10 protein-coding genes and 1 pseudogene are annotated in these 11,743 nt (G+C 56.2%); 10 read left to right on the top strand and 1 reads right to left on the bottom strand.

The genetic code is table 11. From position 1 onward, the window contains the following. Positions 1-146: 146 nt before the first annotated feature. The 5 genes and pseudogenes from ACOSYY_RS10265 (at position 147) to ACOSYY_RS10245 (ending at position 6,374) form a co-directional block, all read left to right on the top strand. Positions 147-1,349, top strand: coding sequence for a CgeB family protein (locus tag ACOSYY_RS10265; protein WP_421662236.1), 1,203 nt, complete (start codon positions 147-149; stop codon positions 1,347-1,349). A gap of 30 nt (positions 1,350-1,379) precedes the next feature. Beyond that, positions 1,380-2,240: pseudogene (locus ACOSYY_RS10260) on the top strand (glycosyltransferase family A protein). Positions 2,241-2,264: 24 nt separating this feature from the next. Then, positions 2,265-4,232 (top strand): asparagine synthase (glutamine-hydrolyzing), encoded by a 1,968-nt coding sequence (asnB, locus tag ACOSYY_RS10255; protein ID WP_421662235.1) that lies wholly within the window; start codon positions 2,265-2,267, stop codon positions 4,230-4,232. Continuing rightward, positions 4,195-5,352, top strand: a complete 1,158-nt coding sequence (locus tag ACOSYY_RS10250) for a glycosyltransferase family 4 protein (RefSeq protein ID WP_421662233.1) — start codon at positions 4,195-4,197, stop codon at positions 5,350-5,352. The genes asnB and ACOSYY_RS10250 overlap by 38 nt, the downstream gene beginning before the upstream one ends. Beyond that, positions 5,349-6,374 (top strand): NAD-dependent epimerase/dehydratase family protein, encoded by a 1,026-nt coding sequence (locus ACOSYY_RS10245; RefSeq protein WP_421662231.1) that lies wholly within the window; start codon positions 5,349-5,351, stop codon positions 6,372-6,374. The genes ACOSYY_RS10250 and ACOSYY_RS10245 overlap by 4 nt, the downstream gene beginning before the upstream one ends. A gap of 74 nt (positions 6,375-6,448) precedes the next feature. Here the strand turns inward: ACOSYY_RS10245 and ACOSYY_RS10240 are convergent, their stop codons facing one another. Then, positions 6,449-6,574: a hypothetical protein gene (locus ACOSYY_RS10240; protein WP_421662229.1), complete on the bottom strand. Its 126-nt coding sequence runs from the start codon at positions 6,572-6,574 to the stop codon at positions 6,449-6,451. Between the two features lie 40 nt (positions 6,575-6,614). Here ACOSYY_RS10240 and ACOSYY_RS10235 point away from each other — a divergent pair, with 40 nt between their 5' ends. The 5 genes from ACOSYY_RS10235 (at position 6,615) to ACOSYY_RS10215 (ending at position 11,583) form a co-directional block, all read left to right on the top strand. Next, a complete protein-coding gene (locus ACOSYY_RS10235; RefSeq protein ID WP_421662227.1) occupies positions 6,615-7,643 on the top strand; it encodes an MraY family glycosyltransferase in 1,029 nt (342 codons plus the stop codon). Between the two features lie 123 nt (positions 7,644-7,766). Continuing rightward, positions 7,767-9,023, top strand: a complete 1,257-nt coding sequence (locus tag ACOSYY_RS10230; protein WP_421662225.1) for an O-antigen ligase family protein — start codon at positions 7,767-7,769, stop codon at positions 9,021-9,023. Then, positions 9,020-9,820: a glycosyltransferase family 2 protein gene (locus ACOSYY_RS10225; protein WP_421662223.1), complete on the top strand. Its 801-nt coding sequence runs from the start codon at positions 9,020-9,022 to the stop codon at positions 9,818-9,820. The genes ACOSYY_RS10230 and ACOSYY_RS10225 overlap by 4 nt, the downstream gene beginning before the upstream one ends. Next, entirely contained in the window at positions 9,817-10,632 is an 816-nt protein-coding gene (locus ACOSYY_RS10220) for a glycosyltransferase family 2 protein (RefSeq protein ID WP_421662222.1), read from the top strand. The genes ACOSYY_RS10225 and ACOSYY_RS10220 overlap by 4 nt, the downstream gene beginning before the upstream one ends. A gap of 54 nt (positions 10,633-10,686) precedes the next feature. Continuing rightward, positions 10,687-11,583, top strand: coding sequence for a class I SAM-dependent methyltransferase (locus tag ACOSYY_RS10215; RefSeq protein ID WP_421662220.1), 897 nt, complete (start codon positions 10,687-10,689; stop codon positions 11,581-11,583). Positions 11,584-11,743 lie beyond the last annotated feature (160 nt).

Genomic DNA, 11,743 nt, shown 5'->3' with positions numbered 1-11,743 from the left:
AGACTTGAAACAGTCTGTTGACCGCCCAAGCGGCCAGCCCGCCCGCCAACATGCCGCCGAAGCCGCATGTTGGCTAGTCACAGCAGCGAATCCACAATTGCAGCGGAAGTGTTCATGAATAATGTGGGCTAAGTCGCCATGATGCCATGAAAATCTTATGTGTAATGGGAGAGCACGCCTATGGTGACCCTGCGCGTGGAGAAGGCCCGGAATATGCCAATTTCCTTCCTGCCTTGCGCCGTTTGGGACATCAAGTCAGTTTCTTCGAGTCGTTGTCCCGCACACCGTACGATGATTTTTATCGCCTGAATCACGCATTGTTGAAACGTGTGGAGGAGACGAGCCCGGATGTCGTGTTCTGCGTTCTGATGCATTATGAAGTGTGGATCGAGACCATCCAGGTGATCCGGAACAGCGGGAGCTGGGTCGTCAATTGGTCGACCGATGATTCATGGAAGTATCCGATGTTTTCCAAGCTGATCGGTTCGGAATTCGATCTCTTCGTGACGACCTACCCGCAAACGGTCGAACGCTACCATCAGGACGGTATCAATTCGGTCTACCTCTCTCAGTGGGCGGCCAATGCCGATGCCTTGATGTCCCCTCTTCCTGCTTCGGCCTGCCGCTATTCCGTGAGCTTTGTCGGAGCAGCGTACGGGAATCGTCGTGCCATGATTGCAAGGCTTCGACACGAAGGCATTGAGGTCGCTTGTTTCGGTCATGGCTGGCCGGAAGGCCCGGTCGAGACCAAGCGTATGGGAGAAATTTTTCGCGAATCGCGAGTCAGTCTCAATTTCAGCGATGGCGCACACGGTCGTTCTGATTTTGCAACTCGACAAATCAAAGCACGTATCTTCGAAGCGCCGGGATATGGGGGTTGTCTCCTGACTGAGAAGGCTCCGAACCTCGATCGGTATTTCAACATCGGGGAAGAGGTTCTGACATTCGATGGCGCCGACGAGATGGTCAAACAGGTCAAATCGCTGCTCTCTCGTCCTGAACAAAGAGATGAGATGGCGCGACGCGGGTTTGAACGAGTGCGGCGTGACCATACGTATGAGCGGCGCTTTGATGAGTTGTTGCGAGAACTGACACCACGTGTTCCTCATCAGGTCCGTATTCCCATTCAGTGGGATGCTTTCCAGGCTGCCGCACAAGAGCACCGCCTGGGGCCTTCCCTTCAAATAGTCCGTTCCTTGTTGGTATTCATGGCATCCTTGGTATGGGGCAGGAGCCGCGGCCCCCGTGCCGCGCGTCGGTTGACATTCGAGCTGTCTTGGAGACTACGAGGTGCCTGGACTTATACTGCCGCCGGCTGGCCTGGTCGCATGTTTTACAGGGAAAGCTAATTGAACATACGGCCTCTGGTCACTGTTGCGATGTCGGCGTACAACGCGTCCGGGACAATTGCTCTTGCGTTGCGTTCACTCCTTCACCAAACGTACCCAGACTGGGAATTGATCGTCATCGATGATGGCTCGACCGATCGGACCGCAGAGCGTGTGTTGTCTCTGAAGGATTCCCGAATCCGATTCATTCAAGAGCCATGAGGAAACAAGGGCCTCGCTTCACGGTTGAATCAATGTGTGCGTCTCGCGAGGGGACGGTATATCGCCAGAATGGATGCCGACGACGTCGCGTATCCTCAGCGTCTTGAACGTCAGGTTCAGTACCTTGAAACGCATCGCGACATTGATCTGCTGGGAACCGGCGCTGTGATTTTCCGGGGAGAAGGCGAAGTCATCGGCCGCTACCCCACGGCAAGCTCACACGAGGCCATTTGCGGGAGGCCGTGGTGGGGCTTTCCGCTCGCCCATCCTACCTGGATGGGCAAGCGGACGTGGTTCTTATCGCATCCCTATTCCGACGAAGATACTCGGTGCGAAGATCAAGCACTCCTTCTTCAAAGCTTTTCGCACAGCTGCTTTGCAGCATTGGAGGAAGTGCTGTTGGGCTATCGCGTGACTGAAATCGAAGCCGCAAAATTGGGTCGCGGTCGGCTCAACTATTGTCGTCGGCTCCTTGCCAGGGTACATGACCTCCCTTCATTGAGGTGGGCCATGATGGGCGTTGGTCTGCATAGCGCCGCTCTTGTAAGAGACGTGGTGCTCCAGTTGAGGCGCACGGTTGGAAGCGGGGCTCGCAGGTCGTGGGGCTCTGCCGGCTCCGCAGAGAGAGACCGTTGGCGATCTGTGTGGGCTGAGTTAACCCGTGACCATACGGTCTCCACGCATGCCTGACCATTCAGGCCGTTGGGTACACTGATGTGCGGTATCACCGGAATGATGTCCTATCGGGACTCTGACCTCAGCCGTATTGTTTCAAGAATGGTCGAAATGATTCGTTATCGGGGTCCCGACAATTCAGGAGTGTGGTGCGATCCCTCTATCGGTCTCGCACTCGGCCATGCCCGGCTGTCGATTCTGGATCTGTCCCCCGCCGCCCATCAGCCAATGGAATCGGCTTCCGGTCGATATGTCATCGCATTCAACGGCGAAATCTACAATCATGTGGAACTTCGAAGGCAGCTCACGGATCTATCGTGGCGAGGACATTCGGACACCGAGACGTTGTTGGCGGCTTTTGAAAGCTGGGGTGTGGAAAAAACGCTTCAGGCCACCGTTGGAATGTTTGCGTTGGCTCTTTGGGATCGTGTTGAGCGGCGTCTGGTCCTGGCTCGTGATCGGATGGGAGAGAAGCCGCTCTATTATGGATGGTCGAACGGAACGTTCCTCTTTGCCTCGGAGCTGAAAGCGTTGGAAGTTTACCCGGATTGGCGCGGTGAGGTCGATCGCGGGGCTCTGGCTTTGTTCATGCGCTATGCCTATGTGCCCCTGCCGTATTCCATCTACGTCGGCATTCGAAAGCTTTTACCTGGAACGTATGTAACGATTTCTTCAGAATCCCCGGCCCGCTATTTGCCGGAACCTATATCGTATTGGTCTGCGGCGGCAGTGGCGGGACGGGCTCCTCGATGCCATTGGACCGATAGCGCGGCTGCGGATGAGCTGAATCGGTTATTGAGCGGGGCAGTCAAGGGACAAATGGTTGCCGATGTGCCTCTCGGCGCGCTTCTCTCGGGCGGGATCGATTCTTCGACCGTGGTGGCACTCATGCAGGCGCATTCCTCTCGTCCGGTCAAAACCTTCTCGATAGGTTTCCGTGAGGATGACTACAATGAAGCGCCTGGGGCGAAGGCAGTCGCCGAACACCTCGGAACAGACCATACGGAATTCTATGTGAGTCCAACCGATGCTTTGGCAGTGATTCCCCATCTGCCCTCGATGTATGACGAACCATTCGGCGATTCGTCCGCCATTCCAACCCATCTGGTCGCCAGTTTGGCCAAGAAACAGGTCACCGTTGCGCTTTCCGGGGACGGGGGTGACGAGCTATTCGGAGGTTACAATCGATATTCCTGGGGAAGATCAATCTGGCGTCGAATGGCGCGAGTGCCTGTTCCCATGAGGGCGATGGCGGCATCTGCCTTGACCCTCCTATCGCCCGAGCAATGGGATCGGTTCGGAAAGTTGTTGAGGCCGGGGCTTCCAGCTTCCCTCAAAATATCGACCCTCGGGGAAAAGGTTCATAAACTTGCCGCGATCCTGGATTCGAATAGTCAGACGGAATTGTATCAGCGGCTCGTGTCGTTACAACGAGAAACCGCTTCCTTGGTCATCGGCGCTCAGGACAGACCGATCTGGGCCGACGCCCAAGCGCGACAGTCGGGGGACCGAGATTTCAGTGAAGCGATGATGCTCCACGATTTGGTCGGGTTCTTGACTGACGATATCTTGACCAAGGTCGATCGGGCTGCGATGGCGATCAGCCTGGAAACACGGATGCCCCTGCTGGATCATCGTGTTGTGGAGTTTTCCTGGAGCCTTCCTCTTTCGATGAAGATCAGAGCCGGAAGCCAGGGGAAATGGTTGCTTCGACAAGTTCTGTATCGTTATGTCCCGAAACATCTGGTTGAACGGCCCAAGATGGGTTTTGGCATTCCATTGGACTCTTGGCTCCGGGGCAGCTTGAGGGACTGGGTCGAGGCATCGTTGGAGGAGTCCCGGCTCAAGCGTGAAGGATATTTCGACCCGGCTCCGATCCGAGCGAAATGGCGTGAGCATCTCTCGGGCCGGCGCAATTGGCAGTATTGGCTCTGGAACGTATTGATGTTTCAAGCCTGGTTGGGTGCTCATGCGCGATCGGCCTCGCCTGCTGTATCTCATCACTGAAGACTGGTATTTCTGGTCCCACCGTGTCGATCTGGCGCGGGCCGCGCGGGAGGCGGGCTATGATGTGATCGTGGCGACTCGTGTGAACGCTCATGGAGAGCGAATTCGAGGTGAAGGGTTTCAGCTGGAGCCGTTGGAGATGGTCCGCCGGAGCCGCAATCCTCTCCGTGAGGTGGTCACCGTCGCCGAACTCGTGCGATTGTATCGGCGCGTCAGACCCGATGTCGTCCACCATGTCGCCATGAAGCCGATCTTGTACGGGTCTCTGGCGGCCTGGATTGCCGGAATCCCGGTGGTCATCAACGCATTCGCCGGTCTTGGGTATGCTTTCATGGGGGAACGGATGCGGCTGTTGCGCTGGTGGGTAAAGACGTCGTTGAAAGCGACGGTAGGTTTGAACAACTCCACCGTGCTCGTCCAAAACTATGATGATCGGGATCGGCTGGTTCAAGAAGGGATTGTTCCGGCCTTGCGGACGAAAATTATCGCGGGATCGGGCATCGACGAGAAAATATTCTCTCCGAAGCCGCCCCCATGCGGCGCCCCGATCGTGCTGCTTCCGGCCCGCATGCTCTGGGACAAGGGAATCGGGGAATTTGTTGAAGCGGCTCGCCTGTTAAAGCGCAAAGGCGCCCACGTTCGATGTGTCCTTGTCGGCCGACGGGATGAACATAATCCCGCCGCCATCCCCGAGTCGAGACTGGCCGAATGGGTGAAGGAACAAGCCGTGGAATGGTGGGGACATCGCGAAGATATGCCCGCGGTTTATGAGATGGCGACGCTGATCGTGTTGCCCTCATACCGGGAAGGATTTCCAAAGGTCCTGCTCGAGGCGGCGGCTTGCGGCAAAGCGATGGTGGCGACGAACGTTCCCGGCTGTCGGGACATTGTACGTGATCGATTTAACGGGCTGGTGGTGCCTCCTAAAAACTCCGCCGCGCTGGCCGAGGCCATCGACGAGCTGCTGTCCGATTCTCCTCTGCGTGAGATGATGGGAGATCGGAGCCGCAAGCTTGTCGTCGAGGAATGGTCTGGTTCGAGGATTACCGGGCAGGTTCTCGCCCTCTACCATGAGCTGTTGATGGTTCCGGAGACGGCTCGCTCACATGGGTCCGCATGACGAAGGTTCTCGTGACAGGCGCGGCGGGATTTTTGGGCTCGCACGTCGTCAAAGAACTTTGTCGATCCGGGTATGAAGTTCGGGCTCTCCTGCATGGGACGGGGCACTGCGACACCCAATTCTTACCGGAGGTAGAGCGCGTCGCCGCGGACATCTGTGACCCAAAGAAGATTCACAAGATCGCGCATGGCTGTGAAGCCGTCGTCCATCTGGCGGCCAAGGTTCATGCCATCGATGACCCGAGCGAGGATGAGGATTACCAATCAATCAACGTCGAAGGCACGAAACGTATTCTCGATGCGGCCGTATCCGCCGGCGCCAAACACCTGGTATTCGCCAGTTCGGTCAAGGTATTCGGCGAAGAGACGAGTGGGTGTGTCGATGAATCGCAGGTTCCCGAACCGAAGACTCCTTACGGTCGGTCAAAATGGCGGGCGGAACAACTTATTTCGGAGTATGCCGGACGGCACGGGCTTATCGCCGTCTCGCTCCGTCTTCCGATGGTTTATGGTCCCACCAAAAAAGGCAACCTGTATCGCATGATTGAGGCGATCGATCATGGGAGATTTCCGACCTTGCCTCGTCTGCCGGCGGTCCGAAGCCTCCTGCACGTTGAAAATTTCGTACAGGCGGTGTCGCTGTGTCTTCGTGCACACGGTTTTAAGCGGCCGGCGTATATCGTCGCCGATTCCGAACCGTATTGCGTGTCCGACATCTACAACTGGTTGCGGGCCGGATTGGGAAAGACGCCTCCCCGATGGCGAGTGCCTCTTTGGATGCTCAAGAGCGGCGCGCAATGCGGCGATGTACTTCAAGTTATCAGTGGGAGACCCGTTCCATTGACAACGGAGCAGCTGACAAAGCTCGTCGGCTGTGCCTGGTATAGTTCAACGACCATCACGCATGAATTGGGGTATCATGCATCATATTCCTTCCAGAAAGCGGTTCCGGAGTTGATCGCGTTTTATCGGAATGTCGCGGCGCGGGCTGCTGAGACGGCTCACCAGACACCTACGTCTTGATTTCAATGTAAAAATGAGTCATAGAGCTTCCCCAACGAACAGCACGGTCTCGTCTATCCAGATGCAGAATCGGTTTAGAACGTCAGTCCAATAAGGTAGCGTGTCGGTATATCGATCATGATGGTCGCCTTCCCAGGAATCTTTGCTTTTGTATCGGCCTGGTGGCTCACAAACCGGTTGTGTTCGCCGAAATCGTTCATTTCGATCCTTGCTCACCCCAACGAACGAACATTGCATTCCATGCCGACTCCCCAGACCGGAGGGTTGGCCGTCATTGGGAGTGTGGTGATCAGTCTCATTCTGGCCGCCAGCGTGTTGGCGATTATCCAACCCTCGAAGCCTGTGTTGCCGAAAGGTGTGGCGTCGGGGAGTGTTTGGATCGTGGTATCGGTGCTTCTCATCTTTGTCGTGTCCTTCATCGATGACTGTGTCGGTCTCCCCGCCGCTCTCCGATTGGGTGTCCAAGCCGTCTCCGCGTGTATCATTATTGGCGGCGTCGGCTTGACCTTGTCGTCCATTCCTCTACCCGGTGGACCGAACATCCTGCTTGGACTTGCCGCGATTCCGGTGAGCGTTCTCGTCCTCCTGTGGATGGCCAACCTCTATAACTTTATGGACGGTATGGACGGCTTTGCCGGCGGGATGACGTTTTTTGGTTTCGGATTCCTCGCATATTTTGGATGGCAAGCCCATTTCCCGGTCATGCTCATCATCGCCACGTTCGTCGCGATGGGCGCTCTGGGATTTCTCACGCATAATTTTCCACCGGCTCGCATTTTCATGGGCGATGCGGGGAGCATTACGCTCGGGTTTTTGGCAGGGACCTTGATGATCCTTGGAGTCCGTGACGGAATATTCGAGATATGGGTTCCGATCATTATCTTTTCCCCATTCATCGTGGATGCGACAGTGACCTTGCTCAAACGGGTGATTCGTCGCAAGAAGATCTGGGAAGCTCACCGGGAGCACTATTATCAGCGGTTGGTTCTGATCGGATGGAGCCATCGTCGGACCGTGCTTGTAGAGTATGGCGTTATGATTCTGTGTGGAGGATTGGCCGTTCTGTATCATCACTCGACGGATAACATGCGGCTCCTTGTTCTTGGTGTATGGGTCGGTGTGTTTCTCCTACTCGGGAGTTCGGTAGGTAGGTTGGAACGGAAAAAAAATGTCTCTCGCTCCCTTCGAGATCCGGTAGTATCGGGTCGGAACGCTCAAGCGCCGGTTGTGCCGGTTCAAGACCCTCCGCGGGCCGTCGTTAAGACGTAGCTTGAAACCACGCCTTTATCATAGGCCGATAGAGAAATAGCAAGGTGTGTCTTGCGTGTCGCCGTCCGGTTGTGGAATGAAGGCCGCCTTTGATTGCCTTGTGTGCATGTGATGAGTCGGACAATGGATAGGTTACAGATGGAGGCGAGGCGACTGGCAGGCTGGACAACCACTGCGCTCGGGTTCACCATTCCGATTTGGGTTGTCGCGGACAGCATTCTGGTCGTCCTACTCGTGGCATGTTGGATTGCCGGCGGAGAGTGGCGGGAACGAATCCGTCGAATCACCGCCAGTCCCGTGGCACTGAGCGTTCTGTTGTTGTTCGGGATGCTCGTGGCAGGGTCTTTCTGGGGGATGGGTTCTCTGGAAGAACGAATGCTGGCGGTGAAGAAGTACGCCGATCTCTTGCTCATCCCGTTATTGATTTCGATGGCGATCACCATCCAAGAGCGTCGTCGCGCGATCTTTACCTTGGCGGTCTCCCTGGTCTTGACGCTGGCGCTGTCTCTTGCCTTTAGCGCGGGTTTTCTTCCTGGCGGTTGGCTCATCAATTGTGATCCGTCCAATCCCTGTGCAATCTCCAAACCTATTACCTGTGATCAGTCAAACCCCTGTATATTTAAGAAACACACGACCCACAACATACTCATGGCATTCGGTGTGCTGTTGTTCGGGCTGTTGGCTTGGAAGTCTTCGAGTCGCTGGGTGCGATGGGGCTGGACGGGGGCTGCTTGCCTGGCCGCGGGCAATGTCTTATTGATGGTGCAAGGCCGAACAGGGTATGTGGTGCTGGCCGGGCTTGTGATGGTGGCGTTCCATATGTATTTCGGCTGGCGAGGCATGGCGGCTGCGGTCATTGTCCTCAGCGCGGCATTTTCAGCGGCCTATCAGGTTTCGACACCTTTTCGTGATCGGGTCGATCTTGTCGCCACCGGCGTCGAATACTGGAATCCCCGGGAGGCGACCTACGATGGGGTCACCGAACGAATGGAATTGTTTTATTACACCATCGGAATCGTTCAGGATCATCCACTGACGGGCGTCGGCACCGGAGGATTTGCGCAAGCCTATGCTGCGCGTGTGCAAGAAATCGGCCGGCCCGTTCCCGCTCATCCTCACAATCAATACCTCTACGTCATGGTACAGGTGGGAATAGTAGGGCTCTGCCTGCTGTTCTGGCTCTTTGCGCAGCAATGGCGATCGGCGGCCTTTGTCGGTGATGCCGCCTATGGACTGCTTGCCCGTGGGCTGGTGGTCACCATCGCGATCAGTTGCCTGTTCCAACCCGCGCTGAACGATCATACTGAGAAACTGTTTTACTCGTTATTTTCCGGTCTCATGTATTCCGGGATCGATCCACAACAAGATGCTCGGACATGAGCATTTCGGCCTACATCATCGCCTACAACGAGGCCAAGAAGATCGCCGATACCATCAACAGTGTGTTGTGGGCCGACGAAATCATCGTGGCGGATTCCGCCAGTACCGACGACACCGCCAGGATCGCGGAGGATTTGGGGGCTCGCGTCGTCCAGGTTCCGTTCCGGGGATTCGGCCATCTGCGCAATCAAGCCGTAAAAGCCTGTTCGCATGAATGGATTTTCAGTCTGGACACGGACGAGCAGTGCACCACGGAAGTCCGGGATGAAATCCTCATGCTCCTATCCGGAACTCCCGCCCGGGACGCCTATCTCGTGCCGAGACGGAATTATTTCATGGGACGCTGGATCAAACATTCCGGCTGGTACCCGAATTTCCGCCAACCTCAATTGTTTCGAAAAGGGTCCATGAAATACGTGGAATCTCCCGTCCACGAAGGATACGAGTTGTTGACCGCCAAACCGGTCGGTCGACTGACGCACGCGATTTGGCAGATTCCGTTCAGGGATTTCGAGGAAGTCGTGAAGAAAGCCAACCGGTATTCGTCCCTCGGGGTGCTGAAGCTCGCCGATCAAAAGGTAACGATGAGGACCGCGTTGTTTCATGGCATGTGGTCGTTCCTCAAGCATTATGTGGCGAAGCGAGGGTTTCTGGACGGGTGGCCTGGGTTTGTCATTGCCTTGGGAAATTTTGAGGGCACGTTTTATCGGTATGCCAAGCGGTTCGAACAGCAAGAGATGTGGTCGCTTCCCAAACAAGCGCCTCTTCGACGCCGTGGCGACGCACCATCGAAATGAAAACAGCGGTGATCGTGACGACATACAATCGTCCTGATGCGCTGGCGGTTGTGCTGGAAGGGTACTGTGGCCAAAGCGACCACGATTTCGGTCTCGTGGTCGCAGATGACGGATCGAAGGCGGAGACGGCCGAAGTCGTACGGCAATATGCACGGCGCACACCGTTCCAACTGACGCATGTTTGGCACGAGGACCGTGGTTTTCGAGCCGCCGCCATCCGCAATCGCGCCGTCGCCTCGACGGACGCCGACTATGTGGTGTTCACCGATGGTGACTGTGTTCCCTCCCGCCATTTCGTGCGTGCCCATAAACAGTTGGCCGAACCAGGTTATTTCCTCGGATCGAACCGTGTGTTGCTCTCTGCCGGATTGACGAGCCGTGTCCTCCGCCGGCGACTGCCGATTCATGCGTGGAGCGGAATCGATTGGATACAGCGCTGGTTTCGGCGCGATGTCAATCGGGTGCTTCCGCTGATCAATCTGCCCGATGCTCCGTATCGCAAATGGACGCCGGATCGTTGGAAAGGCATCAAGACCTGCAATCTCTCCGTTTGGCGGACCGACTTGATCCGTGTGAACGGACTTGACGAGTCCTACGAGGGATGGGGACTGGAGGATTCTGATTTGGTCATTCGACTGCGCCATGCCGGAGTCAGGCACAAAAACGCCCGCTTGGCTGCGACGGTGTTTCACCTATGGCATCCCGAACAGGATCGCGTGAGTCTGCCCGGCAATCAAAAACGCCTGGATGATCTGCTGTGTTCGTCGACCGTTCGCGCCACGGTCGGGCTCGATCAATACGGCTCTGTGTAATACGTCCGAGCGGCTCGGTCGCGGCGGTAGTGCAAGGAGGCGAAGCGCCTAATCATGTTCGGAAACGAGGAGAATGACGAGCCGATTCCCGTATTGACGCCTTCACGGGATCGCATGTTTTCACGCTGTCCCCTCAACTGCGGCGGTGAGTTGCAGGCGAGCACGATTACATTGGCCGAAGGGCCGCTGCTTCGATGCACGATGTGTGGTCAGCTCCTCAGCAGTTGCACGCGTGACCACTATGAGACAGCGCTGAAGAAATGGGACACCTCGAACGGTACAACGCCCGAGGCTCAATCAGTCGCCCGCTTTCGGCAGGTGACTGAGCGGCGGTTGCGTTACGCTCTCCGTCTGCTTGGCCGATCGTCCCAGATTCGTTTGCTCGATGTGGGTTGCTCCAGCGGAGCGTTGCTTGCCGTAGCAAGACAGTTGGGATATCTCCCGTCCGGCGTGGAAATAGCGAGGAAAGCCGCTGAGACGGCTCAGCGTGCCGGGTTCGAGGTGTTTTGCGGGCTGCTCCACGACGCCCGCTTTCCTGACGCGGCATTTGATGTCATCACGGCCTTCGAGCTCATTGAGCACCTGAACGATCCGCTCCTGCTGTTGAACGAATGCTCTAGGATCTTGAAGCCGGAGGGTATCCTCATTGTTAATACACCGAACGCCTCAAGTTGGACGGCCGGTGTCATGAGAGAATCCTGGGATGGGTTCAATCTATCTTCAATGGGCGGTCATGTCAGCTTCTTTTCCCCTCGCTCGCTCGCCTATCTGGCCGGGCAATGTGGATTTCGAGTGGAACGTCTTGAGACTAGGCGTGTCAGGTTCGCTGAATCTCATCATGTGTCACCGGTTGCCTACCGGGTATTAAAAGTAATGGGAGAAGTTTTTGGCATTCCGGCAAGCCTGCTGAACAAGGGCCACGACATGCTCGCATTTTTGAGAAAGGTGTAGCACGTCATTCGTTGTGTGCTATGGGATGATTGTCGCAGCGCAATCGGCGAGAAGGTACCCGGTGGTGAGATGAAGCGGGACATGAACAGCGCGTTGGTCGTCTGTACGCGTCGAATCGGAGATGTACTCTTATCCACACCGGTCGTTCGCTCGCTCAAGG

The sequence above is a fragment of the Nitrospira sp. BLG_2 genome, assembly GCF_049222245.1.
This window is presented reverse-complemented; position numbering and strand designations above follow the sequence as displayed.